At 61.6% G+C, this 24,407-nt stretch carries 18 protein-coding genes, 1 tRNA gene and 3 pseudogenes; 17 read left to right on the plus strand and 5 right to left on the minus strand.

Going from position 1 to position 24,407, the window contains the following annotated elements; all coding sequences use genetic code 11:
• The first annotated feature begins 672 nt into the window (after nt 1-672).
• Together NKJ01_RS32025 and NKJ01_RS32030 are read left to right on the plus strand one after the other, a co-directional pair.
• Nucleotides 673-1,845: a hypothetical protein gene (locus NKJ01_RS32025; protein ID WP_352734277.1), complete on the plus strand. Its 1,173-nt coding sequence runs from the start codon at nt 673-675 to the stop codon at nt 1,843-1,845.
• 269 nt (nt 1,846-2,114) lie between these two features.
• Nucleotides 2,115-3,226: pseudogene (locus NKJ01_RS32030) on the plus strand (IS110 family RNA-guided transposase).
• A 650-nt stretch (nt 3,227-3,876) separates the two neighbouring features.
• Here NKJ01_RS32030 and NKJ01_RS32035 read toward each other — a convergent pair.
• Both NKJ01_RS32035 and NKJ01_RS32040 read right to left on the minus strand, forming a co-directional pair.
• Nucleotides 3,877-4,356 (minus strand): annotated as a pseudogene (locus NKJ01_RS32035) (IS91 family transposase); the annotation flags it as partial.
• A 3-nt stretch (nt 4,357-4,359) separates the two neighbouring features.
• Nucleotides 4,360-5,268, minus strand: a pseudogene (locus NKJ01_RS32040) (tyrosine-type recombinase/integrase).
• Between the two features lie 294 nt (nt 5,269-5,562).
• On the opposite strand from NKJ01_RS32040, the gene NKJ01_RS32045 reads away from it, so the two are divergent.
• The 14 genes from NKJ01_RS32045 (at nt 5,563) to NKJ01_RS32110 (ending at nt 19,819) form a co-directional block, all read left to right on the plus strand.
• On the plus strand, nt 5,563-7,593 hold the full coding sequence (locus NKJ01_RS32045; RefSeq protein ID WP_023758423.1) for a conjugal transfer protein TraG: 2,031 nt from the start codon (nt 5,563-5,565) through the stop codon (nt 7,591-7,593).
• 119 nt (nt 7,594-7,712) lie between these two features.
• Nucleotides 7,713-8,120, plus strand: a complete 408-nt coding sequence (locus NKJ01_RS32050) for a hypothetical protein (protein WP_023758422.1) — start codon at nt 7,713-7,715, stop codon at nt 8,118-8,120.
• On the plus strand, nt 8,117-9,085 hold the full coding sequence (gene trbB, locus NKJ01_RS32055; protein WP_023753799.1) for a P-type conjugative transfer ATPase TrbB: 969 nt from the start codon (nt 8,117-8,119) through the stop codon (nt 9,083-9,085). Before NKJ01_RS32050 ends, trbB begins: the two co-directional genes overlap by 4 nt.
• 11 nt (nt 9,086-9,096) lie before the next feature.
• On the plus strand, nt 9,097-9,408 hold the full coding sequence (locus NKJ01_RS32060) for a TrbC/VirB2 family type IV secretion system protein (protein ID WP_352596070.1): 312 nt from the start codon (nt 9,097-9,099) through the stop codon (nt 9,406-9,408).
• Nucleotides 9,405-9,677, plus strand: coding sequence for a VirB3 family type IV secretion system protein (locus NKJ01_RS32065; protein WP_352673336.1), 273 nt, complete (start codon nt 9,405-9,407; stop codon nt 9,675-9,677). The genes NKJ01_RS32060 and NKJ01_RS32065 overlap by 4 nt, the downstream gene beginning before the upstream one ends.
• Nucleotides 9,671-12,121, plus strand: coding sequence for a conjugal transfer protein TrbE (gene trbE / locus NKJ01_RS32070; RefSeq protein ID WP_352734280.1), 2,451 nt, complete (start codon nt 9,671-9,673; stop codon nt 12,119-12,121). Before NKJ01_RS32065 ends, trbE begins: the two co-directional genes overlap by 7 nt.
• Nucleotides 12,118-12,843, plus strand: coding sequence for a P-type conjugative transfer protein TrbJ (trbJ, locus tag NKJ01_RS32075; RefSeq protein WP_023758419.1), 726 nt, complete (start codon nt 12,118-12,120; stop codon nt 12,841-12,843). The genes trbE and trbJ overlap by 4 nt, the downstream gene beginning before the upstream one ends.
• 36 nt (nt 12,844-12,879) lie before the next feature.
• Nucleotides 12,880-14,202 (plus strand): P-type conjugative transfer protein TrbL, encoded by a 1,323-nt coding sequence (gene trbL, locus NKJ01_RS32080; RefSeq protein ID WP_023758418.1) that lies wholly within the window; start codon nt 12,880-12,882, stop codon nt 14,200-14,202.
• The gene (gene trbF / locus NKJ01_RS32085; RefSeq protein ID WP_352734282.1) at nt 14,203-14,934 is read left to right on the plus strand and encodes a conjugal transfer protein TrbF; all 732 of its coding nucleotides are present in this window, start codon (nt 14,203-14,205) and stop codon (nt 14,932-14,934) included.
• Complete coding sequence (gene trbG / locus NKJ01_RS32090; RefSeq protein ID WP_352734284.1) at nt 14,924-15,952, plus strand: P-type conjugative transfer protein TrbG; 1,029 nt, start codon at nt 14,924-14,926, stop codon at nt 15,950-15,952. The genes trbF and trbG overlap by 11 nt, the downstream gene beginning before the upstream one ends.
• A 10-nt stretch (nt 15,953-15,962) precedes the next feature.
• A complete protein-coding gene (locus NKJ01_RS32095; RefSeq protein ID WP_352734286.1) occupies nt 15,963-17,180 on the plus strand; it encodes a TraB/TrbI/VirB10 family type IV secretion system protein in 1,218 nt (405 codons plus the stop codon).
• A gap of 13 nt (nt 17,181-17,193) precedes the next feature.
• Entirely contained in the window at nt 17,194-17,472 is a 279-nt protein-coding gene (locus NKJ01_RS32100; protein WP_023689356.1) for a DUF2274 domain-containing protein, read from the plus strand.
• 691 nt (nt 17,473-18,163) lie between these two features.
• A complete protein-coding gene (locus NKJ01_RS32105; protein WP_023735755.1) occupies nt 18,164-18,457 on the plus strand; it encodes a helix-turn-helix domain-containing protein in 294 nt (97 codons plus the stop codon).
• The gene (locus NKJ01_RS32110; protein ID WP_050589496.1) at nt 18,458-19,819 is read left to right on the plus strand and encodes a type II toxin-antitoxin system HipA family toxin; all 1,362 of its coding nucleotides are present in this window, start codon (nt 18,458-18,460) and stop codon (nt 19,817-19,819) included.
• 303 nt (nt 19,820-20,122) lie between these two features.
• Here NKJ01_RS32110 and NKJ01_RS32115 read toward each other — a convergent pair whose 3' ends face one another.
• The 3 genes from NKJ01_RS32115 to NKJ01_RS32125 all read right to left on the minus strand — a co-directional run bounded on the left by NKJ01_RS32115 (nt 20,123) and on the right by NKJ01_RS32125 (nt 22,889).
• Nucleotides 20,123-21,418, minus strand: a complete 1,296-nt coding sequence (locus NKJ01_RS32115; RefSeq protein WP_352734289.1) for a tyrosine-type recombinase/integrase — start codon at nt 21,416-21,418, stop codon at nt 20,123-20,125.
• A 212-nt stretch (nt 21,419-21,630) separates the two neighbouring features.
• Nucleotides 21,631-21,706 (minus strand) — tRNA-Phe (locus NKJ01_RS32120).
• Between the two features lie 310 nt (nt 21,707-22,016).
• Nucleotides 22,017-22,889, minus strand: a complete 873-nt coding sequence (locus tag NKJ01_RS32125; protein ID WP_031259888.1) for a helix-turn-helix domain-containing protein — start codon at nt 22,887-22,889, stop codon at nt 22,017-22,019.
• A 106-nt stretch (nt 22,890-22,995) separates the two neighbouring features.
• Here NKJ01_RS32125 and NKJ01_RS32130 point away from each other — a divergent pair, with 106 nt between their 5' ends.
• A complete protein-coding gene (locus NKJ01_RS32130; protein ID WP_023758411.1) occupies nt 22,996-24,267 on the plus strand; it encodes an ABC transporter substrate-binding protein in 1,272 nt (423 codons plus the stop codon).
• Nucleotides 24,268-24,407 lie beyond the last annotated feature (140 nt).

Consider the following 24,407-nt stretch of genomic DNA (forward strand, 5'->3'; position numbering starts at 1 on the left):
AGGTCGGATACATGGCCGCACCAACCAGCAACTGCAAAAGCTCACAAATCCCTTGCCAACGGAGAGCCGTCCATACACGGCCCCATGAGCGGCAGTGTCCTGCGACGGTTCTCTCTCGGCCAATCACGGCCGAGGAGAATTCACATGGGCCATTCTCAATTTCACGATGCCAGCCGCCAGCACGCAGCCTGGAATGCTGGGAAGAAGGTCGGCACCAAGCGTCCTTTCACCCAGAAGCAGATTTGGGCTATTGCTTTTTGCTCGATTACGAGAGACGCGTTCGGGACCGTGCGCTGTTCGATCTGGCAATCGACAGCAAGCTTCGCGGCTGTGACCTGGTCAAATCAGGATTCGCGATGTGGTCGCCGGACCGGAGATAAGGACCCGCGCGATCGTTGTTCAGCAAAAGACGGGGCGGCCGGTTCAGTTCGAGATCACCAACGACGTGAGAGCCAGCCTTCTGCATTGGCTCGAACGACGTGGAGGCTCGGTCGAGGATTATGCATTCCCGGGCCGGGTCGATCATGCGCGCCACATGAGCACAATAGCCTGAGACGCGATCGAGGAAGGACTTTCCTCCACTATCGCAGTATAGCGGATGGAAAGCGGCAACAGCGTAATGCGCGTGATGTCGCTGTCTGACGTTGGCTGGGCCACGCCTTGGGGGGATGCATGCAGAAATCAGTAAGACTGGCGCTTAACAAGTTTCCGGCGGTGCCCACTTCACTCAGGAATCCAGCGAAGCCGGGGAGTCAAGTGCCGGAAATCATGGTCGATCTAGCCGACTTGTATCACCAATATTATCTGCAGAGCTACGACAAGGGACCGCCGAACCCTGACCCTGCCCAGTTCGAACATGTTCGATATCTGGAGCCATGCACCGCTTTTCGGTTCCAGCCGAACGGCCTCGGCGCCAACAAAACGAAGAAGCAAAACAACTCGAACGAGCTCGGCGAGGCCTTTTGTCGCTGGTTCTTGGCCGAGCACCTCGATATCACGCACGTCGCCCGGATCGATGACGTCCGCAATCACGGCGCGCTTTCTTGGACCAATGGCGTGTCAGTCGAATGCAATCCCGGCACCGAGGGAGATGCACCCGACTATTTCTGCGTGGAGTCGACAGGCCAGGTGTCGCTCGCAGAGGCGAAGGGCACGATCGAGGCGGTCGGTTTCAAGGCTAAGAAATTCTCGACGTGGCGCAATCAGTTCAATCGGGTGCGCGTTCTTGATCGGTCTAAAAACGCGCTGAGCGTAAAGGGTTACATCGTCGCGATGCGATGGGCAGTCCACACCCATAGCCCCGCCATCTTCACGACCCTCTCCGCAGAGGATCCGCGGACTCCGGGCGAGCGCCCCTTTTTCGATGAAAGTGGCGGTTTTGCAGCCGCGATCCGCTCTCTCCATTATGCGCCGAGCCTTGCGAAGATTCGCCAGCCCGTCCTCTCGGCCGCGCTCGCGACAGGTACGACGATCACTGACGAACTGAGCTTCCAGATCGTTCTGTGGGAATGTCTGCTGGCGAATCTGAAGGGACTGCGGTTTGTCGGAGGCTATTTCCCAACCGATCCCGAGGGCGTTCTGCCCTTCAAGGTCGAAGACGGAAAGTTGGTCGCCGTGCCGAACGATCCCTTCAGGCTCGATCGGAGCACAGGCACTTTCATCGGCATCGAGGAGAAGACCTTTCGACACCTGGTCGGCACCGCGCGAAACGGACCGATGACGATCAACGATCTCCCGCGCATAGAGCGCCGGGTCACTGGCTTCAGCGGGGCGAGCTTTCTCCCGGACGGCCATGTGCTGGGCCCAATCGATCTGTTCCGCCCGATTGCCGTCGATCTCGTCTGATCGGCGGCAAGCCTTCTGTGAGAAGGATATAGGTGAACGCGTCTGGGTGCCCGATGCGGTCATGACGCTTGAGGCATGAATTGAACGTCCGCTTCCGGCATCGCTCTTCGTAATTCCGAACGTCTCCGAAGGGGTCGACTGTAGAACGGCAGCTTTCTGCGTAACCGCCGCGAAGACCTGACAGTCCGGTTACGTGAAGATCCTATGGGGATGGAAGGCGGCCAGCGCTCTGCCAGAGTGAAGTCGCCAAACATCACTTGGAGGTCAGCATGCAAACCAACACCACCAAAGCCCCGGCCGCTATCCGCGTCGATCTTGCCGCAATATTTGTCTCGTTAGAACTGTCTCGTTCAAAATGGCTCGTGACTTCGCTTTCGCCAGGTGGGGGCGAGAGAATGTCGAGACACCTCGTGTCGGGGGGCGACATTCCGGGTTTGCTCGATCACTTCGCAGAGCTGCAACGAAAGGCGGAAGTGCGGACAGGGCAGAGTTTCCGGGTCATATCAATCCAGGAAGCTGGTCTGGATGGATTCTGGATCCATCGGGTCCTCGAACGTGAAGGCATCGAGAGTTATGTCGTGGACCCGGCATCCATTGCCACATCGCGTCGCCGCCGGCGGGCCAAGACCGACAGGATTGACGGGGAAGCACTGGTTCGAGCGTTGTTGGCCTACAGCCGCGGCGAGCCTCGGGTTTGCGCGATGTTGCGAGTGCCAACGCCGGAGGAGGAAGACCGTCGCCGGTTGGTGCGGGAGCGGAAGGCGCTGACGAACGAGCGGATCAGGCATGTCAACAGGATAAAGGGCCTTTTGTTCAGCCAAGGTGTGTCCGGATACGAACCGTTGAAAGGCGATCGACGCAAATGCCTCGACGCGCTCATTACCGGAGATGGGCGTCCATTGCCGCCAGCGCTCATGGCGCAGATCAGCCGCGAGCTTGATCGCATCGAGTTGCTGATCCAGCAGATCAAGGATGTTGAAGAGGCACGCGACGCCTTGCTCGTCGCGACAGATGAGCCAACACCGGCCCTGCTGCTCAGCCTCAAGGGAATAGGTCCGGAGTTCGCGGCCGTCCTGTGGTCTGAGGGATTGTCGCGCAAGTTTGACAATCGACGTCAGGTTGCCGCCTACGCTGGTTTGGTGCCAACGCCCTGGCAAAGTGGGCAGCGGCGACGCTTGTCCAGGTTGCGTGGCTCTGGGTGCGCCATCAACCCAATTCCGCACTCAGCCAGTGGTTCAGGGCGCGAGTCATCCAGAATGGTGGCCGGTACAAGAAGACGGCGATCATCGCCCTCGCTCGGAAACTGTTTGTTGCGCTGTGGAAATACGTGAACGCCGGAGTCGTTATAGAAGGAGCTCTCCTGACGAAACCATCAGCGTAGCGTAGACGCCAATCGATCATAACAATCTCCAGGACCGATCAGGCCTGGCAGATCCTCGGTAGACGAACCGACGAAACTCATGGCCTCAAACAGCCGCCGCTGAAGAATGGTTTCGTCTCTTGGGTCCGAATCCGCCGCAAGCGGGATCATGGAACAGGTGCATGCGCCCTGACCGAATATAAGGTGGACTGGGTTCGTTCGCGAACCGCGTCACGCAAACGGACTCATCGAATGGATCTACGGATTGCCCCGGAGGTACATGACAATGTCGACGTGATGCCGTTTTTAGTTGACCATCCCCATATAAGAGTTTCGGGCGCCGGCAGGCGTACGAAAGTCCCCGAGGAAGGAACGCGCGGGCCGCAGGCGATGGTTATGGGGATTTCGATTTGCGGCTGGTGTCGGCGATGGCGCGACCGCAGCTTGGAAGCGGCGGGTTTGGTGCGGACGGACCGTTTCGCCTTTCGGCCACGCGGTGTTGTCGGCTGGTCGCGCGGCCGGACGCGACCCGTTCGGCGTCGATGATCACCATGGACACGCGTGGGTCCGTTGCCGGAGGCTGAGTGCCTGCGGCTGAAGGCTGGAGCATGCCATGCCGGGTCATGGAGAGTTCTCCCGGTTCGTCGCCGTGGAGTCCGGCGGTCCGCGCGGTGCGGATGGTGCGTCATCGCCGATCCCCAGGTGTGGAGCACCGCGGTGATGCCGATGCGCGCGCCGAGGTGTCTTGGGTCGGCGGCGATGGTCAGCATCGTCTCCGCTGCCGCCTTGAACAGCAGGTCGTAGATGAGCGCCTTGTTCTGGAACGCGATGTCGGCGGCCTCGGCGGGCAGCGTGAACACGACATGGAAGTAGCCGACCGGCAGCAGGTCGGCCTCGCGCTCGGCCAACCACGTCCGTGCGGCCGCGCCCTGGCACTTCGGGCAGTGCCGGTTGCGGCAGGAGTTGTAGGCGATCCGCCATTGGCCGCAGTCCTCGCAAGCCTCGACGTGACCGCCAAGGGCTGCGGTGCGGCAATACTCGATCGCCGACATGACCTTGAGCTGGGCGAGGTTCAGGTGACCTGCATGGGCGGCCCGGTAGGGTGGCCCGGCAGCACGGAAGATGTCGGCGACCTCGATCGAGGTGCGCACGGCTCAGCCGTCGGGCGAGATCTCTCCCGGCTTGAACAGGCCGAGCTTGTCGAGCGGGCTCGTGACCGTGCGCACCGTGCGGGTCGCGACCTTGGTGTAGAAAGCGGTATTGTTGAGCTTGGCGTGCCCGAGCAGCACCTGGATGATCCGGATGTCGGTGCCGTCCTCCAGAAGGTGGGTGGCGAAGCTGTGGCGCAGCGTGTGCGGCCCCACCCGCTTGGCGATGTCGGCGGCCTGGGCCGCCTCGACGACGATGCGATAGAGCTGCCTCGTGCTGATCGGCTTCATCGCGTGCTGTCCGGGGAACAGCCAGCCGTCGCGGTGCATTACGCCCTGCTGACGTCCGACCTTCCATCACTCACGCAGAAGCGTGAGCAGGTCCGCCGAGAGCATGGCGTTGCGATAGCGCCCGCCCTTGCCACGCTCGACGCGCAGCAGCATGCGCTCGCTGTCGACGTCGGCAACCTTCAGCATCGACACCTCGGCGACACGCAGGCCCGCGCCATAGGCGACCGAGAGCGCGGCCTGGTGCTTGAGACACGTGGTGGCGTTGAGCAGCCGGGCGACCTCGTCGCGACTGAGCACCACGGGAAGGTTACGCGGATGCGCCAGCCGGACAAGCCGGCGCGCCAGGTCCGGGCGGTCGAGCGTGTGGGTGAAGAAGAAGCGCAGCGCCGACACGATGCTGTTCATCGTTGGCACGGGAACGCCGTCGTCCTGCTGCTCGATCTGGAACCGGCGCAGGTCGTCGGCGGTCGCTGTGTGTGGTGAACGCCCGAGGAATGTGGCCAGGCGTCCGATATCGCGGAGATAGTTGCGCTGTGTCTCGCGTGAGAAACGCCGCATGTTCATGTCGTCGATCAGCCGCTGGCGCAGCGGGCTCACGGGTGCGTCGAGAACGGGATGGTGCATGGTCAGGCTCCTTGTTGAAGAAGCCCGCCATGCTCTGCTCCAGCCGAACGCGAGCGCGACGACCGGTTCTTGATCTCTACCTCAACCGCAGGCACCCCTCCCGCGCAGCGGGTTCGTTCCACGGCCCCATACAAGTCATTCGCTCGTGCCTTCGCGATGACATTTCTTGGCGCCCCCAATCTTCCAAGCCTGCAACGTTCACTGCATCGCACGGGCGCGTATATTGGGTATCTTCAATATTCTGAAACGTCACGCCATCCTGCTTCCGTTTAACAAAACTCGGAGGCTGCGCCCATGACACCGACGAAGCTCCTTGTCGGTCAGATAGTCATTGTGTTCGCCATCGTCATTCTCGGCGTATGGACAGCGACTCAATGGTGCGCCCAAACTTTAGATTATCAGCCGCAACTCGGACCCCCATGGTTTGTCGCAGCCGGATGGCCGATCTACAAGCCGTGGCAACTGTTCGAGTGGTGGTTCCATTTCGACGCATACGCGCCCGAGGTCTTCGACACGGCCGGGATGCTTGCGGCCACCACAGGCTTCATGGGCTGCGCGGCCGCCATCGCTGGCTCCCTCTGGCGTGCGCGGCAGCGCGGCCTAGTCACCACTTATGGCTCGTCGCGATGGGCCGTGTCTTGGGAGATCGAGAAGGCAGGGCTGTTTCGACCAGCCGGTGTTTTCCTTGGCAAGCTGAAGGACCGCTATCTTCGCCATGACGGGCCGGAGCACGTAATGGCCTTTGCTCCCACGCGCTCGGGCAAGGGTGTTGGACTGGTTGTTCCGACGCTTCTTTCCTGGACCGGCTCGGCCGTCATTCACGACATCAAAGGCGAGAACTGGCAGCTGACTTCCGGCTGGCGGTCGAAGTTCTCTTTCTGCCTCCTGTTCAATCCGACCGACTCGAGATCGGCGCGCTATAACCCGCTGCTGGAAGTGCGCAGGGGTTCAGATGAGGTCCGCGACGTTCAGAACATCGCGGACATTCTCGTCGATCCGGAAGGCGCGCTGGAGCGGCGGAATCATTGGGAGAAGACCAGTCATTCACTCTTGGTCGGTGCCATCTTGCACGTGCTCTACGCGGAAGAAGAAAAGACGCTCGCGCGCGTCGCCACTTTCCTGTCGGATCCGCAACGCTCGTTTGCCGCGACACTGCTGCGGATGATGACCACCAACCACCTCGGCACGGAGGACACACCTCGGGTCCATCCCGTCGTGGCCTCGGCGGCTCGCGAGGTGCTGAACAAGTCAGAGAACGAGCGTTCTGGCGTTCTCTCGACCGCAATGTCGTTTCTCGGGCTCTATCGTGATCCGACGGTTGCCTCGGCAACATCGGCCTGCGACTGGCGCATTGCCGACCTCATGGATGCGGAACGACCGATGTCGCTCTATCTAGTGGTGCCGCCATCGGATATCTCGCGCACCAAGCCACTGGTGCGACTGGTGCTCAATCAGATCGGCAGGCGACTGACGGAGCGGTTGGAAGGTGACCCGAAGAAAAGCCGCAAGTACCAACTGCTCATGATGCTAGACGAATTTCCGGCTCTTGGTCGCCTCGACTTCTTCGAGACCGCGCTCGCCTTCATGGCGGGTTACGGCATCCGCGCCTATCTGATCGCGCAATCCTTGAATCAGATCTCCAAAGCCTATGGCGAGAACAACGCCATTCTCGACAATTGCCATGTGCGCATTGCCTTTTCCTCCAACGACGAGCGCACGGCCAAACGCATCTCGGATGCGCTCGGTACGGCGACGGAACTCAGGTCCATGCGCAACTACGCCGGCCACCGGCTGGCGCCCTGGCTTTCGCACGTCATGGTCAGTCGCCAGGAGACTGCTCGCCCGCTGCTGACGCCTGGCGAAGTGATGCAGTTGCCGCAAGCTGACGAGCTGGTGCTGATATCAGGATTGCCGCCGATCCGTGCGAACAAGCTCCGCTACTACGAGGACCAGAATTTCACCGAACGGGTGCTGCCGGCGCCGGTGTTGCGCGACGGTCTGTACGCGGACTGTCCTGCGTCGCGCCCGGACGGTTGGAGCGGACAGGTCCGCAGTGTTGACCGCCGTCTCGCTGCCGATGACGAAACCGCCAGTGCGGCAATCGAAGAAGAGGGCGGCGTGCAACAGCAGCGTCATCCAAGCCTGCCTGAAGAACACGTCGTCGTCTCTCAGGAGCCAGATCAGGACGACCTCTTCAATCTGGCGGACGATGACGCCGAGGCACTCGCCGACAAGCGCGTCATGGACCGGGTTTCCACCGCGTCTAGCGCCTACGGTATCAACGAGGGAAGGGGCGACGACAAGGACATCATCCCCGGCTTCTAAGCGCTTCCGCAGCTCAGGCGTATCTCGGCGTAGATAACGCCCATAAGCGATTTTGCGGATCTCGACGATGTTCGTTGCCGCCGCCGGCGCATCAACGCCGGCCAGTCGGAACGACCCCCATGAAGCCGCATCGCATTCGCCACCAGTTTCTGCTCGAACCCGCGTTAAGCGCGAAGCTGGAAACCCTCAGTCGCAACCCGTCGACCACAAAATCGGCAATCGTCGCGAAAGCGGTCGAGGCCTTCATCGAGCGGCGTGGCGAGAACGAACTCGACCAGCGCTACGGCAGGCGGCTCGACCGTCTTTCCCGCGACCTCGACCATATCCGAACCGATGTCGAGGTGATCCTGGAGAGCCTGGCGCTCTTCATACGCTTTTCGATTACGCTTCATGCCCACACGCCGATCCCGGATCGGGCGACACAGGCGATTGCCCAAGAGCGCTTTGACAAATTCGTTGAGCAGGTCGGTCGCCAGATCGCCTCCGGGAAGCGCTCGCTTGGCAATGGCAATGGAGGCGAAGGATGAGCTCTCATCCCGCAGCCGACCACCGCCGCCGCGCCATGCTGCGCACAGCCATGGGCCCCGCGATCACCGAGGCCCTTGCCGATCCGACCGTCATCGAGGTGATGGTCAACCCCGACGGCGCGCTGCGGCTCGACCGGTTGGGAGAAGGCCGGGTCGATACCGGCGTGCATATGCATCCATCCGAGGCCGAACGCATCGTCCGCCTCGTTGCCTCTCACGTGCGCGCCGAGGCGCATGCGGACAACCCAATCGTCAGCGCCGAACTACCCTCAGGCGAGCGTTTCGAGGGCCTGTTACCGCCAATCGTCTTGGCGCCATGCTTTGCCATCCGCAAGCCGGCAGCAAAACTCTACACGCTGGCCAACTATGTCGCCGATCGCATCATCCTCCCGCTGCAGGCCGATGCGCTGAGGAAGGCGGTCCGTGAGCGGCGCAACATCCTGGTCGCCGGCGGCACGTCGTCGGGCAAGACCACGCTTGCGAATGCGCTGTTGGCAGAAGTCGCCGAATGCGATGAGCGGGTGATCCTAATTGAGGACACCCGCGAGCTGCAATGCGCAGCCGAGGACTGTGTTGCCTTGAGGACGAGGCGGGGGTCGGTCACGCTTGGTGATCTCGTGCGCTCGACGCTGCGGCTTAGACCCGACCGCATCATCGTCGGCGAAGTGCGGGGCGCGGAAGCCCTCGACATGCTGAAGGCATGGAACACCGGACATCCCGGCGGCATTGCCACGGTTCACGCCAATTCGGCACGCTCCGCACTCTATCGTATTGAGCAGCTCGCCCAGGAAGCCGTTGTCACCGTTCCCCGCCGGCTGATCGCCGATGCCGTCGACTTGGTCATCTTTATTGCCGGAAGAGGACCCGCGCGCCGCGTTGACGCGATCGCCGAGGTCACGGGTCTCGACGGCAGCGGCGATTACGCCGTCACCCCGCTCACACTTCCGCAACTCCAGCAGCTCTGAAAGGTGACCTCATGCGCAAAAAGCTTCGCTTTCTTTCGTTCGCCGCCGTCGCGCTTCTTCTCACGGCCCAGGCCCACGCTGCCGGCTCCGGCATGCCGTGGGAACAGCCGCTGCAGCAGATTCTGGAATCGGTGCAGGGGCCGGTCGCCAAGATCATCGCGGTGATCATCATCATCACCACCGGCCTGACCCTTGCGTTCGGCGACACGGCGGGCGGTTTCCGCCGGCTGATCCAGATCGTCTTTGGCCTGTCGATCGCCTTCGCGGCCTCGAGCTTCTTTCTTTCCTTCTTCTCCTTCGGCGGCGGAGCGCTGGTCGGATGATAACCGGAGAGCAGCATATCGACGGTTTCGAGGTTCCCGTTCATCGGGCGCTGACTGAGCCGATCCTGCTCGGTGGCGCGCCGCGGGCGGTGGCGATCCTTAACGGCACCGCGGCCGCCGCAATCGGCCTTGGCCTGCAGCAGTGGATTGGCGGTCTGGTGATCTGGATCGCCGGCCACACGCTCGCGGTCTTTGCCGCACGGCGCGACCCGGACTTTGCCAGCGTACTTGTCCGTCATCTTCGTCAGAAGGGCTGGCTTGCATGCTGAAGCTTTCCGAATACCGCGGCAAAGCCGACCGGCTTGCCGACCATCTGCCCTGGGCAGCACTCGTCGCGCCCGGCATCGTGCTCAACAAGGATGGCAGCTTCCAACGGACATTGGGGTTTCGTGGCCCCGACCTTGAAAGCGCGACGGAGGCCGAACTTATCGGCATATGCGCGCGGGCAAACAATGCGCTGAGAAGGCTCGGCTCTGGCTGGGCATTATTCTTCGAGGCCGAGCGCATCGAAGCGCTGGGCTATCCGAGCTCGGCCCTTCCCGATGCTGCCTCATGGCTGATCGATGAGGAACGGCGCGCGGCCTTCGGGGGCAAGGTCGCGCATTTCGAGAGCATCTATCATCTGACCTTGGTCTTCATGCCTGGGCCCGATGGCCAAGCGCGCGCGGAAAGTGCTCTCGTCGACTCGCATCACTTGGGAGGGGAAAGAGACTGGCGCCAGGAGCTTGCCCGGTTCCGAGACGAGACTGACCGCGTTCTCGATCTTCTTTCGGGCTTCGTGCCAGAGGTGCGCGCGCTCGACGATGCCGAGACCCTGACGTACCTGCACGGCACGATCTCGACCCGCCATCATCCCGTTGCCGTGCCGGAAACGCCAATGTATCTCGACGGCGTCCTGGTTGACGCGCCGCTGACCGGCGGCCTAGAGCCGATGCTGGGCGAGCAGCATCTGCGCACGCTCACAGTTCTCGGCTTTCCGAACGTCACCCGGCCAGGAATGCTTGATGCGCTCAATAACCAGGATTTCGCCTATCGCTGGGTGACGCGCTTCATTCCACTCGACAAGGCGGAAGCCACGAAGACGCTGACTCGGCTCCGCCGGCAGTGGTTTGCCAAGCGCAAATCGATCGCGGCTATTCTGCGCGAGGTAATGACCAACGAACCGGTGCCTCTCGTCGACAGCGACGCCGACAACAAGGCGCTCGATGCCGATGCAGCACTGCAGGCATTGGGCGGCGATCATGTCGGCTTCGGCTATCTCACCACAACGGTGACGGTGTGGGATCAGAACCGTAAAGCCGCCGCGGAAAAGCTTCGCGCCGTCGAGCGGATCGTCAACGGGCTCGGCTTCACCACCATTCGCGAAAGCATCAACGCCGTCGAAGCGTGGCTTGGTTCATTGCCGGGTCATGTCTACGCCAACGTTCGCCAGCCGCTCGTTCACACGCTTAACCTTGCCCATCTCATGCCGCTGTCGTCCGTGTGGGCAGGTCCAGCGGAGAACGAGCATCTTGCCGAGGTCACCGGCGATTACGCTCCGCCGCTTCTTTTCGCCGAAACCAGCGGCTCGACGCCGTTTCGGCTTTCGACCCATATCGGCGATGTCGGCCACATGCTGATTGTCGGGCCGACCGGTGCCGGCAAGTCGGTTCTGCTTGCCCTGATCGCTTTGCAGTTCCGGCGCTACGCTGGCGCGCAAATCTATGTCTTCGACAAAGGCAATTCGGCCCGCGCCGCCGCGCTTGCAATGGGCGGCGACCACCATGCGTTGGGTGCGAATGGTGCGCTTGCTTTCCAGCCGCTGCGCCACATCGATGACCCGGCCACACAGAGCTGGGCGGCCGAATGGATCGCCGGCCTCATTGCCCACGAGAATGTCACCGTCACCCCGGAGGTGAAGGAAGCAATCTGGTCGGCGCTCACCAGCCTCGCCACCGCGCCGGCGCAGGAACGCACGCTGACTGGCCTGTCGGTCCTGCTTCAGTCCAATGCGCTCAAATCGGCGTTGATGCCCTACACGCTCGACGGTCCATTCGGCCGCCTGCTCGATGCCGATGACGACCGGCTGGCCATCTCGGATGTGCAGTGTTTCGAGACCCAGGAGCTGATGCACAGCCAAGGCGCTGTGCTGCCTGTGCTCACCTATCTGTTCCATCGTCTTGAGGACCGGTTTGACGGGCGGCCGACGCTGCTCATGCTCGACGAGGCCTGGGTCTATCTCGACAACCCGCTCTTTGCCGCCCGCATCCGCGAATGGCTTAAGGTGCTGCGTAAGAAAAACGTCTCCGTCATCTTCGCGACGCAGTCGCTTGCCGACATCGCCGGCTCTTCTATCGCACCCGCAATCGTCGAGAGCTGCCCGCAGCGCATTTTTCTCCCCAATGATCGTGCGGTGGAGCCGCAGGCACGGGCAGCCTATGAGCGCTTCGGTCTTAATGAGCGACAGATCGAATTGGTCGCCCGCGCCACGCCGAAGCGCCACTACTATCTGCAGTCGCGCCGCGGCAATCGCCTCTTCGAGCTCGGGCTAGGCCCGATCGCTCTTGCGCTTTGCGGCGCCTCCGACCCGGCCGCGCAGACCCTGATCGACAATATTCTTTCCGAAGAAGGGCAGGGCAGCTTTGCCGCCCGTTTCTTCAGTGCGCGCGGCCTGGATTGGGCTGCCGAGCTTCTCCAGCAATTTCCTCAACCTAACAAGGAGCAATCGTCATGATCGGACGCCGCCTTTTTACTAGCCTGGTCACCGTTTCCCTGATCGCCAAACCGATGGCTGACTACGTCCAGCCGGCCTATGCGCTCATCGTGTTTGACCCGTCCAACTATACGCAGAATGTGCTGTCGGCAGCACGCGCATTGGAGCAGATCAACAACCAAATCCAGTCGCTTCAGAACCAGGCGACCATGCTGCAGAACATGGCGCGCAACCTTCAGCGCCTGGATTTCTCTTCCGTGGGCCGGCTTACCGGCTCGCTCCAACGGATTGACGGTCTGATGACCCAGGCGAGCGGCCTGAGCTTCGATCTCGACAAGCTGCAGGACCAGTGGCGCCAGCAATATCCGGAAAGCTACGACGCCACCATCAAGGTCAGCGATGTGGCGAGCGCCGCGCGCGAGCGCTGGCAGAGCGCCATGCAGGCGTTCCGCCAGACCATGAGCGCGCAGTCGCAGATCGTCGAGAACGTGCAGGCCGATGGCGACCTGCTTACCGATCTCGTCAATCGCAGTCAGGGCGCGGCAGGTGCCCTCGAGGCAAGCCAGGCTACGAATCAGCTGATCGCGCTTTCGACCAAGCAGCAGATGCAGATCCAGACGCTGCTTGCGACCCAGTTCCGGGCCGAGGCCGAGGATGCGGCGCGCAAGGCGCAGTCTGAGGAAGCCGCTCGCGAGACGACGAAGCGTTTCCTGGGCACCGGCACGGCTTATCCCGGCAACTGAGCGGCAGTTCTTCAAGACAACGAGGAAGGCGGCGACATGAACGACCTCGGAGTCATCGATCGCTTCATGGAGACCTTTACCCGCTACATTGACAGTGGGTTCGGTCTGCTTTCGGGCGACGTCGCCTTTCTCACCACCTTTCTGATCGGCATTGACATCACGCTCGCGGGCTTGGTCTGGGCGTTCGGCGGCGAGCCCAACATTCTTGGCCGGCTTGTTCGCAAAGTGCTCTATGTCGGCGCCTTCGCCTTCGTCCTGAACAATTTCAAGAACCTTGCCGACATAATTTACCGCTCCTTTGCCGGTCTCGGCATCAACGCATCGGCCGGCAACCTGTCCGCCGACAGTCTCCTGCGGCCAGGCCGCATTGCCGCGGCCGGCTTCGAGGGCGCCTGGCCGCTCCTCAATCAAGCGAGCCAGCTAGTAGGCTTCCCCGAGATCTTCGGTAACGCGCTCACCATCTTCGTGCTGCTTCTGGCCTGGTTCCTGGTCCTCATCGCCTTCTTCATTCTTTCCATCCAGCTCTTCATCACCATCCTCGAGTTCAAGCTCACCACGCTGGCCGGCTTCGTCCTGGTGCCCTTCGCGCTCTGGAACCGCTCGGCGTTTCTGGCCGAGCGCGTGCTCGGCAATGTGATTTCGTCGGGCATCAAGGTGATGGTGCTTGCCGTCATCGTCGGCATCGGCTCCACGCTCTTTGGCGAGTTCGCTTCCGCCCTGCAGGGCCAGGAGCCGGACCTGGCGGCGGCCATGTCTCAGGTGCTGGGTGCGCTGGCGCTGCTTGGGCTCGGCATTTTCGGCCCCGGGATTGCCTCGGGTCTCGTTTCCGGCGCGCCGCAGCTTGGCGCCGGCGCGGCACTTGGAACAACGGCGGCCGCAGCTGGATCAACGCTCGTTGCCGGAGGCGCTGCGTTTGCCGGCGCGCGCATGGCAACAGGCGGCGGCCTCGCCGCAGTCCGTGCCGGCGCCGCCATGGGGTCCGCTGCCACCGTCGCTTGGCAAACGGGGCGCGCGACATCGCCCGAGTCCGGGCTGTCCGGGGTAGCTGCTGGGCTGCAGGGGGTTGCGAGTGCCGCTAGCGGCGCCGCGATGCGGGGAATGCGATCCGCAGCAGAACCATTCCGCCGTAGTGCCGACGCCGGTCGCGATGCCGGCTGGACCGCGACCGGCGGCATGCCGACCGCGTCAAAGACAGGAACCTCGCCCGCTGCAGCCTCTGACCCCGCGCCGGTCTGGGCAAGGCGTCTGCGTTCCGAACAGACCGCACGCGCCCATCGCAATGCTGCCACGCAGGCGGTGCGCGATGGAGATCGGGGCGGAAGCGGCGCCAATCCCTCCCTCAATGACAAGGAAGACTAGATGCTCTTCAAGCGACCCGTTCAGCGTTATGGAAAGACGCCCGAACCCGTAACACCCTACCAGAAGGCCAGCCAACTCTGGGATGAGCGCATCGGCGCGGCGCGCGTCCAGGCCAAGAACTGGCGCTTCATGGCCTTTGGCTGCCTGGCTCTGACGACGGCGCTTTCCGGTGGGCTTCTGTGGCAGTCGATGCAGGGCCGCGTCGCGCCTTATGTCGTCGAGGTCGACCGCTTTGGCGAGGCGCACGCGGTCGCGCCGGCAGTCCAAAACTACCAGCCCGACGATGCCCAGATCGCCTGGCATCTCAGCCGCTTCATCCAGAATGTTCGTTCGGTTTCCACCGATGCGGTTCTGGTGCGGCAGAATTGGCTGTCGGCCTACGACTTTGCCACCGACCGAGCGGCGCTCTTCCTCAACGAATATGCCAAGGCGAACGACCCTTTCGGTCAAATCGGCACGCGCAGCGTGTCAGTGCAGGTGACCAGCGTGGTCAGGGCTTCCGACAGCTCGTTCCAGGTCAAATGGACCGAGCAGGTATTCGAGCGCGGCAGCCTCGCCAGCACGACGCGCTGGATCGGGATCCTCACCATCCTCATCCGCCCGCCTAGGACAACCGAGCAGCTGCGCAAGAACCCGCTCGGCGTCTTCATCAACGCCATCGACTGGTCGCGCGAGCTCGACAGCGCCGCGCCAACCCCCGTTTCCCCTAAGGAGCCCGCCAATGACAAATAGAGCCCAATTGCTTCGTGCTGCCTTGATCCTGTCGGCGTCTGCTGCGGTTCTTTCGGCCTGTGCCTCGAAGCCAGTGCCGCCGCCTCAGATTTCCTATGACCACGAGGACTTCAAACCAGCCGCGATCGAGAAGGCGCCGAAGAAGCCGGTCAAGGTCGTGGAAGTGCCGAAACCGTTACCGTTGCCTGGTCAGTTGATGCCCGCACCCGGCAAGCCCGCCCCAGATAAGCGCTCGCCGGAAGAACAGGTCGCCGATGCCAACAAGGCGGCGACGCAACAACCCACCAAGTTTGGCTATGTCAATGCGGTGCAGGTTTACCCCTTTGCCGACGGCGCGCTCTACCAGCTCTACGCCGCGCCGGAGCGCGTCACCGATATCTCATTGCAGCGGGGCGAGAAGCTGACCTCGGTCTCAGCCGGCGATACGGTCCGTTGGGTGATCGGTGACACCGTTAGTGGCTCAGGCGATGACCAGCGCACTCATGTGCTGGTGAAGCCATTCGCGCCGGGGCTTGCCACCAATCTGGTCATCACGACGGACAGGCGATCCTATCACCTGCAGCTTCAAAGCACTGAGAAAACTGCCATGGCGGCGCTCTCCTGGATTTACAGCGAAGACCAACTCGTGGCGCTTCGGCGGCGCAACGCTCAGGCCGAGGCTGAAATGCCCGCGGCCTCGAACGTAGCACTCGAAAACATCCGCTTCCGCTATTCGATCGCCGGCGACACGCCACCATGGAGACCGACGCGCGCCTTTGATGATGGCAGCAGGGTCTATATCGAATTCCCGCGCCGTATAGACCAAGGTGAGGCGCCGCCGCTCTTCATCGTCGGAGCCGACGGGGACAACCAGCTCGTCAACTATCGCATGCGCGGCAACTACTACATCGTCGATCGCCTCTTTGCTGCGGCCGAGCTAAGGCTGGGCACCAAACAGCAGCAGGTGGTGCGCATTACGAGAACCGACGGTCGGCAACCGCCGCGGCGGGTTTCGCTGTTTTCGCGTTTTGGCAGGTGAGGGGAGGCTCATGACCGATACTTCCCATCCGAATGCTCCGCCGAAGCTCAATCCCGAACAGCTGCAGCTGCGAGCCTCGCCCCGCCGAGCGGTGCGGTTCAGGCGCGGCATAATCGTCGCGATCGCTGCTGTTGGTTCCGGCGCTGTTTTTGGCGTCACGATGATGGCGCTGCGGGGACCCGCATTGCGCCTGAAACAGCAGGCCGAAGAGCTCTACAGCACGGACCGCAAGCCGACCGCCGAGGGACTTGAATCGCTGCCCAAGGACTATTCCGGGAGCAAGCCGAAGGCTCCGGTGCTTGGACCGCCGCTGCCCGGGGATCTCGGCCGTCCTATTCTCGAGCACCAGCGCCAGCTTGGCATCGCACCTGGGCAAGACGTTTCCGCCGAGGCGCAGCGGCTTGCACAACAAGCGATTGAGGCGCGCGAGTCTCAAGTCCTCTTCCGCATCGAAAACCGGCTCCAGCAGACGGAAGCTTTTGGCAATGGGCAGGGCGGACGTTCGCCTTTCGAGACGGCGTCTCCGCAGCCAGATACCGAAAGCCAGCGAGCTTCCGTCGCGCCGGCCGAGGGCGACCAGAACAATCAACAGCGCAAGCTCGATTTCATCGATCAACGGAACACCGGCGGGATCTACAACCCGCATGCACTGCAGACGCCGGCTTCGCCCTATCAGATCATGGCCGGTAGCGTGATCGCTGCAAGCCTGATCACCGGCATCAATTCCGATCTGCCCGGCCTTGTCGTCGCCCAGATCACCGAGAATGTGCACGACAGCGTCACCGGCAGCATCCTGCTCATCCCGCAGGGCTCACGGCTGATCGGCACCTACGACAGCGTTGTAGCCTTTGGGCAAAGGCGCGCTCTGTTGGTGTGGCAACGCATCGTGATGCCGGACGGCTCCTCTACCGAAATCGACAATCTGCCCGTGACCGACGCGGCCGGCTATGCCGGGCTCGAGGACAAGGTGGATTTCCATACTTGGCAGTTGATCAAGGGCGTCGCGGTGGCCACATTGCTGGGGGTTGGTACCGAGTTGAGCTTTGGGGAAAATGAAAGCGACTTGGTCAAGGCAATTCGTGAATCCACCCAGCAGAACGTCAGTCAAGCGGGCCAACGGATCACTGAAAAGAACCTGAACGTCCAACCCACGATCACCGTGCGCCCTGGTTGGCCGTTGCGCGTCATCGTGCACAAGGACCTCGTGTTACGGCCTTACACGGGGTGAACAGGAGGACTTCATGGCTAACCTGAAACTCGGAAAACTTCCGGACCGGACACCTTCGAAGATCACCATCACCGTTGGCGCCGACTTGAGCCAAGCACTCAACGACTATGCCGCACTTTACCGTGAGACCTATGGCGAGTCCGAAACGGTGGCGGAACTGATCCCCTTTATGCTGGTCGGGTTCCTGGAAGGCGACCGGGCGTTTGCCAAGGCCAGAAAGGAAGGTCTGCCGGGCGCCGGCGCGTCGGAGAAACCACGAAGGCAATCATCTTCCACACTGGACAACGGTTAGCGCTTGGTGTCGTTTTGGAGCACGCTAGGTTCTTGATCCTGACCGCGTTGCCGCCGGTCCGTACTCCACCAGTTCGAGTGCCTCCTCCTTTGTGCAGGAATTCGCCTGAGCGAGTTCGAGCGCCTCTTCAAGGAAGCGATGATTGCGCTCCTGTACATCGAGGTGCGCCGGCGTCGGAAAGCACGCGACAATCCATTGCCACACGCGGTGTTGAAACGAGCCTGAAGGCATGTCTAATTCCCAGAGGTTACCCTGAGAAGACACTGAGTCTGAGGGAGATTCAAGTTTCAGGGGAACAACTAAGCCTGCTAGACAATAAAGGTTGTGCATAAAAGCCGTGGCTTTTTCTTGCGGCCGGCCTCGTTCTCTTCGGACAAAAAATCGATCTTGTCACGATGCCGCCAGACCGGATGCTGAATGACAGCTTCTCGCCAACAGTAATTGAATAGCGGACCAGACCGCTCCCGGCCCCGACAACGTTGTTGAGTTCTCGACCAGCGGTCATTCTCGATGGTACCGTGGCGAAAGGTCGATCGCACATTGTTGCGTGGCGCAATGATTTATATAGGTTCGTATATGAAGGTTGCCGATATGTGAACCTATATAGCGTTAAATTGATATAGTAACGTATATTGACACCCGTCATATACGAGCCTATATCAGGCTAGCTCATACAGAAATCGTATACGCCATGAAGATCAGAACAGCTCGCGACATTGGAATCCTGATCAAGGAGGCCCGCACCCGGCGCGGCCTGTCACAGGCTGCCTTGGCCAAAATGATCAACACGACGCAGACGTGGGTGTCGTGGATCGAGAACGGCAAGCCCAGCGCCGAGATCGGCAACGTGCTGCTGGCGCTGACCACGCTTGGTGTGGAGATGGACTTTCAGATCCCGCCGGCGCCGACGTCGGCTGATCATCATCATAATGCCGATGAACGGCATGTCGACGATGACGACGACGAGATTCCCTACAAGCTCTAGATGACGATGATCATGATGAACCCGATCGACACCCTCGACGTCTATATCGCTGGCAGACCGGTTGGGGGGCTCCACCACCTGCAGGGCGGCAAGCTTTCGTTCTCCTATCACGAGGCATGGATGGAAGGCCGGGTGGCGATCCCGCTCTCCCTGTCCATGCCGACGATCACCAGGACCTACGAGGGCAAGGTCGTCGAGGCATTCCTCTGGGGCCTACTGCCGGATAATGAGCAGACCCTCGCCAGATGGGCGCAGAGGTTCCAGGTCTCCGCCCGAAACCCGTTTGCCCTGCTCAAGAATGTCGGCCGCGACTGCGCCGGCGCCGTCCAGTTCCTTTCGCGTGGCGACCAGATTTCCCGCGGCGAGAACGTGGAGTTGCTCACCGAGGCGCAGATCGGCGACCGCCTGCGCGATCTGCGCAAGGATGGTGCAGCGACCCGGCGAATCGGCGATCCTGGTCAGTTCAGTCTCGCTGGTGCGCAGGCAAAGACGGCGTTCCATTTCGACACGGGCAGCAATCGCTGGGGTATTCCTCTAGGCGACACGCCCACGACACACATCTTAAAGCCGCCTTTGCCGCACTTGCACGGGCATACTGAGAACGAGCATTTCTGCCTGCAGCTTGCATGCAAGCTCGGCATGGACGCTGCACACAGCCAGGTTCTCGACTTTGCAGGCGAAAAGGCGATCGTTCTCGAGCGCTACGACCGCCGCAACATCGACGGCAAGACCATCCGCATCCATCAGGAGGACATGTGCCAGGCCCTGTCGGTGATGCCGACGCTAAAGTACGAGAACCAGGGTGGGCCAGGTATCACGACGATCTCCAAAAAGGTGCTGTCGGCCTCCCTCGACCCCGTCCAAGACCGTCAGACCTTCATGGCCGCGAACGTCTTCAACTGGATCATCGCCGGCACGGACGCGCATGCAAAGAACTACTCGATGCTGCTCGGTGCCCAGGGCGAGGCCCGCCTAGCTCCGCTCTACGACATCTCCTCCATTCTGCCGCACCTCGGCGAGGGAGAGATCCAAGCTGAGATGCGCGACCTTAAACTGGCGATGAAGATCGACAGAGTCTACCCGATCGACGAGATCATGCCGCGCCACTGGGGGCGCTGTGCGTCCTCAGCAAAGGTCGGCGCCGAGTACACGGTGCGGACGATCCGCCATCAGCTCGCGGTGATGCCCGATATGGCATCGGAGTGCGCCCAAGAGCTTCGCCAAGAGGGGATCATCCATGAGATCGTTGGTCGCCTCGTCGACGCGATCGCGACGCGCATCAAGGGCTTGTCCCGGATCTATGGAGAGGAAGCCGCCGCGGAGCCCCTGGAGGTTGTGGAGGTGAAAGTCGGGCGGGGATAGCGGATCCACGGACTAATGCCGGCGAAACGGACGGACCGCACACTGCCCAAGGGATTCTCGCTCTAGTAGCGCGGCCCCGGGCCGGGTAGATGGCCGGTTTCGGAACCGGCCATCCGGCATCTTGAATGACGGGAATGGGGTCGGCTGCAGAACGGCAGCTTCCCGCCGAACGTTGCCCAAGAGCGGCCAGTCCAGTCCGCTTCTCGGCCAACCGTCATCATTCACCAACCTTATTGATACCCCGGAGAGAAAGTTGATCCTCCGGGCCGACGATTTGGCGCGAGTTTCGGCGTTTTTCGACGGTCAGTATGATTTCCGGCGGTTAGAGATTTGCATCGGCGTTTGGTGAACGGCCGCTGTTGGGTTCAAAGTGGATGGTCGCGTTGGCTTGCGGCGTCCCTCGATTGAGATCACCCGCGGGTTTTTGCTCTTGAGTTCATCCAGATAGTCGGCCCACCATTGCATCATTTTCACGCGCTCGTCCCAGTGCTCTGCCCGGGCGTAGGCGCGCCGAACGTCGTTGTTCTCAATGTGGGCCAGCTGCCGCTCTATGGCGTCCGGATGCCACTTGCCGCATTCGTTCAGCAGAGTTGATGCCGTTGCTCGAAAACCATGCGCGGTTGCTTCTTCCTTGCCATAACCCATACGACGCAGCGCGGCGTTAAGCGTGTTGTCGGAAATCGGACGCGAAGCCGATCGAACACTAGGAAACAGCAGCGATCCACCACCAGAGATTTCCCTCAGTGAAGTCAGGACGCTGATCGCCTGCTTTGACAGGGGTATGCGGTGCGGACGTCGCATTTTCATGCGTGCTTCAGGGATCGTCCACACCGAGCTTTCAAAATCGAACTCTTCCCATTCAGCGGCGCGAAGCTCGCCTGGGCGGGGAAACAGCAGCGCTATCAGCTTCAGACCGGCTCGGGTTGTAGGCTGTCCGTCAAATGCATGGATCGCCCTCAGCAAACCGCCCAAGGCCTTCGGATCGGTAATCGCGGCGCGAGACGTCACCTTCGGACTGATGAGTGCGCCTCTGAGGGCGAAGGTCGGATCTGTCTCGGCGCGTGCGGTCGCGATCGCGTATCGAAACACGCTGCCGATGGTGGAGCGCAGTCGCCTGGCCGACTCATACCGACCGCGAACCTCCACGCGACGGAGGGCGGTAAGGATGCTGGCCGGCTCGATCTCCCGAATGCACTTGTCGCCGATTATCGGATAGGCAAAGTCGAGCAGCCATTTGACCTTGCTGATCGTCCGGTCGGCACGTCCCTCCTTCTTCAACTTGTCAACATATTCGTCCGCGATTGAGCGAAAGGAGTCCTTTGCCGAATCGGCCTTCCGCAAGCTGCGTTCCTTTCCAGGGTCGACGCCAGCTAGCAGGAGCCTTTTAGCATCATCGCGCGCCTCCCGTGCCTCGGCGAGAGAGATAAGGGGATAGCTGCCCAGCGCGAGCAGTTTCTGCTTGCCGTCAAAGCGGTAGGCGAGCCGCCAGAGGCGAGAGCCCGTGGGCTGTACCCATAGCTGCAGCCCGCCCCCGTCAGACAATTTCGCGAGTTTAGAAGCAGGGCGGGCGTTTCGACATTTCACGTCGGATAGGGCCATTCGTCAGGTCTCCCTTGGCTGTTTCGATACCATCAGGATGTCGAATACCAACGGAAATACCATCCCCCCGCCTCGTTGGATCAAATGCGCCCGAAGCGCTCTCTGTCACGCCTAATTGCGCAATGCGACAGCAAAAGATCAATAATTCCAATCGGTTGCAGAAGCTGCAGCGTAGACGGTTCGGCTAAACGGAGTGTCGGGAGAAGAGGGGATGGTGCCCAGAGGCGGATTCGAACCACCGACACGCGGATTTTCAGTCCGCTGCTCTACCAACTGAGCTATCTGGGCCTGTTCCGGCAAACGAAATCTCATTTGGCCGGATTTCATCGAGGCGCCGTGGGCGTCCCTTGAAAGCGCGTGGGTTATAGCATGGGAATTCGGCCTGTCCAGCGCCCAGATGGCGATTTCAGACAGGAAAGGCGATGCCGTGCGACGGCCGCTTCCGATGCCGTGGCGGCAGCCGGAAATGGCAGCCAGTGCGACGCCATTTCGTCCGGCGGCGTCCTTATCGCGGGCCGCAACCGTTCGACCCGTCTTTAGCCGGCGATCAGGTCGGCAATGCTTTTGCGGCAACGGCGCGGGGCATGCCTGCCGCCGCCTATCTGGCGCCGGTCACGCCCCGGCGAAAATCGGAGGGCGACATGCCGGCCAGCTTGCGGAATGACTTGTTGAAGGCGCTGAGCGAGCCGAAGCCCGAATCCATGGCGACGCGCAGCACATTGGCGTCCTGATGCATCAAAAGCGCTTGCGCATAGCTCAGCCGCAGCAGGTTGACATATTCGTTGAGCGTCATGCCGGTCGATTTCTTGAACAGGTTCATCGCATATTTGGGATGGATATCGGCGGCGGTCGCTATGTTCACGCTGTCGATCTCGTAGAGGAAGTTCTCGGCGATGAAATCGCACATTCGACCGACATTGCGGGACGACTGCTGGTCGAAGGGGCTGCCCGTTTCCTGCCCGGGCGCGGTTTCCGGCACCAGACGATAAGGCTCGAATCGCACCCGCTCCAGCCTGAGCAGCAACTCGTTCACGGCATGCTCGATCATGGCCGGATCGCCCGAACGGAAATAGCGATTCCAGCGCTCGAAATTATGGTGGTCCGCCGGATCGGTCGCGCCCGTCACCAGCGTCGCGCCGGTCATCAGCCGATGGCGGACATCCGTCGGCAAATGCAAGCGAAAGAAATGCACCAGCGGAAGATGCGCGCCGGCATAGATCGCGTCGTCGGAGAGATCGGTCATTTGGTGCGGCAGGCCGCCCCAGAACAGACACATGTCGCCTGCCGACAGTGCGATCTCATGTTCGTTCATGCGGTAATGCACGCTGCCGCGCACGATGAAATTGACCTCGACCTGGGCGTGCCAATGCGGCTTGAGCATCACCAGCGGATGGTTATGAAACATCTGCAGGGCAAGCGGCAGGCCCTCCACGCTGCTGGCGCCAGGCTGATAAAACGGCCGTTCCGGCATCTTACTTTCCGCCAATTTTATATTCCCTTTGACGGCGACACGCCTTGCCCACTGCATAGTCTAGCCATGCTCGCAGTGAGAGAGCAAATGAAATGGGAGGATTTCTATGCGCATCACAATGACCTGCGCCGCGCTCGTGCTTGCCCTGGGCTCTGCCCCGGCCTATGCGCAGTCCGGCGAAATCACCATCTGGAGCTGGAATGTCGCCGCTTCATCGTTGAAAGCGACCATTGCCGGCTTCAACAAGCAATTCCCCGACGTCAAGGTTACGGTCCAGGATCTCGGCAACCAGCCGACTTACGACAAGTCGATCGCCGGTTGTGCGGCCGGCGGCGTCGGTCTGCCCGACATCGTCACCATCGAGAACGGCGAAGCCGAAAATTACTGGAGCCAGTTCCCCGACTGCTTCGTCGACCTGCATACGCTGGGATATACCGCAGAGGATCAGGCGAAATTCCCCGACTTCAAGCGCACCGAGCTCGAAGTCGGCGACAAGGCTTATGCGATGCCGTGGGATTCGGGCCCGGTCGCGGCCTTCTATCGCCGCGACTTCTACGAAAAGGCCGGCGTCGATCCGGCGTCGATCAAGACCTGGGACGATTTCATCGCAGCCGGCAAGAAGATCCAGGCCGCCAATCCGGGCGTCACCATGACCAACGCCGATTTCAACGGCGATAGCGAATTCTTCCGTATGATCTCCAACGAACAGGGCTGCGCCTATTTCTCCGCCGATGGGCAGTCCATCACGGTCAACCAGCCCAAATGCGTCGATGCCATGACCAAGATCAAGGAGATGAAGGACGCCGGCATCATTTCGTCGGCCGACTGGGGCACCAAGATCACCAACAACACCGCCGGTACCGTCGCCACCCAGATTTATGGCGGCTGGTATGAAGGCACCATTCGCACCGAATCGGCCGGTGAAAACGGCAAATGGGGCGTCTATCTGATGCCGAGCCTCACCGCTGATGGCCCACGCGCCGCCAATCTCGGCGGGTCCTCGCTGGCCATCACATCGGCGTCGAAGAACAAGGAGGCTGCCTACGCCTATCTCAAGTACACGCTCGGAACCAATGAAGGCCAGATCACGATGCTGAAGGGTTTCGGCCTCGTGCCCTCGCTGATCTCGGCACTCAATGAGCCCTATGTTTCCGAAGGCCTGCCCTACTGGGGCGGCCAGGCGGTGTGGAAGGATATCCTCGGCACCTTGCCGAAAGTTGTTCCCAGCCGCGGCACGCCATTCCAGAGCGATGCCGAAATCATCGTTCGCGCAGTGCAGACCAAATATCTGGCCGGCGGCTATCCCGACGCCAAGGCGGCACTCGACGACGCCGCAAGCCAGATCGCCGCGGCGACCGGATTGCCCGTCAAATCTTGATCTGGAGATGATGTCGCGGGGGGGGGGGTGGGGGGCCCGGCCCGGAAAGAAACCCCCCCGCCGGTAAGGCGGGGGGGCGCCCCCAGGAGCCGGGAAGGAGGACGCCCAAGGGCAGGAGAAATGAAACGGCGGTGGCGGGG

This window comes from Mesorhizobium sp. M0276 (assembly GCF_040321755.1).
Classification (GTDB): domain Bacteria; phylum Pseudomonadota; class Alphaproteobacteria; order Rhizobiales; family Rhizobiaceae; genus Mesorhizobium.

Coding starts and splice junctions, on each gene's coding strand:
- trbJ (WP_023758419.1), top strand. CDS start 12,118: ATGATCGGACGCCGCCTTTTTACTAGCCTGGTCACCGTTTCCCTGATC.
- trbL (WP_023758418.1), top strand. CDS start 12,880: ATGAACGACCTCGGAGTCATCGATCGCTTCATGGAGACCTTTACCCGC.
- NKJ01_RS32065 (WP_352673336.1), top strand. CDS start 9,405: ATGATAACCGGAGAGCAGCATATCGACGGTTTCGAGGTTCCCGTTCAT.
- trbF (WP_352734282.1), top strand. CDS start 14,203: ATGCTCTTCAAGCGACCCGTTCAGCGTTATGGAAAGACGCCCGAACCC.
- NKJ01_RS32045 (WP_023758423.1), top strand. CDS start 5,563: ATGACACCGACGAAGCTCCTTGTCGGTCAGATAGTCATTGTGTTCGCC.
- trbE (WP_352734280.1), top strand. CDS start 9,671: ATGCTGAAGCTTTCCGAATACCGCGGCAAAGCCGACCGGCTTGCCGAC.
- NKJ01_RS32130 (WP_023758411.1), top strand. CDS start 22,996: ATGCGCATCACAATGACCTGCGCCGCGCTCGTGCTTGCCCTGGGCTCT.
- NKJ01_RS32110 (WP_050589496.1), top strand. CDS start 18,458: ATGACGATGATCATGATGAACCCGATCGACACCCTCGACGTCTATATC.
- NKJ01_RS32100 (WP_023689356.1), top strand. CDS start 17,194: ATGGCTAACCTGAAACTCGGAAAACTTCCGGACCGGACACCTTCGAAG.
- NKJ01_RS32115 (WP_352734289.1), bottom strand. CDS start 21,418: ATGGCCCTATCCGACGTGAAATGTCGAAACGCCCGCCCTGCTTCTAAA.
- trbB (WP_023753799.1), top strand. CDS start 8,117: ATGAGCTCTCATCCCGCAGCCGACCACCGCCGCCGCGCCATGCTGCGC.
- NKJ01_RS32105 (WP_023735755.1), top strand. CDS start 18,164: ATGAAGATCAGAACAGCTCGCGACATTGGAATCCTGATCAAGGAGGCC.
- NKJ01_RS32050 (WP_023758422.1), top strand. CDS start 7,713: ATGAAGCCGCATCGCATTCGCCACCAGTTTCTGCTCGAACCCGCGTTA.
- NKJ01_RS32025 (WP_352734277.1), top strand. CDS start 673: ATGCAGAAATCAGTAAGACTGGCGCTTAACAAGTTTCCGGCGGTGCCC.
- NKJ01_RS32095 (WP_352734286.1), top strand. CDS start 15,963: ATGACCGATACTTCCCATCCGAATGCTCCGCCGAAGCTCAATCCCGAA.
- trbG (WP_352734284.1), top strand. CDS start 14,924: ATGACAAATAGAGCCCAATTGCTTCGTGCTGCCTTGATCCTGTCGGCG.
- NKJ01_RS32125 (WP_031259888.1), bottom strand. CDS start 22,889: ATGCCGGAACGGCCGTTTTATCAGCCTGGCGCCAGCAGCGTGGAGGGC.
- NKJ01_RS32060 (WP_352596070.1), top strand. CDS start 9,097: ATGCGCAAAAAGCTTCGCTTTCTTTCGTTCGCCGCCGTCGCGCTTCTT.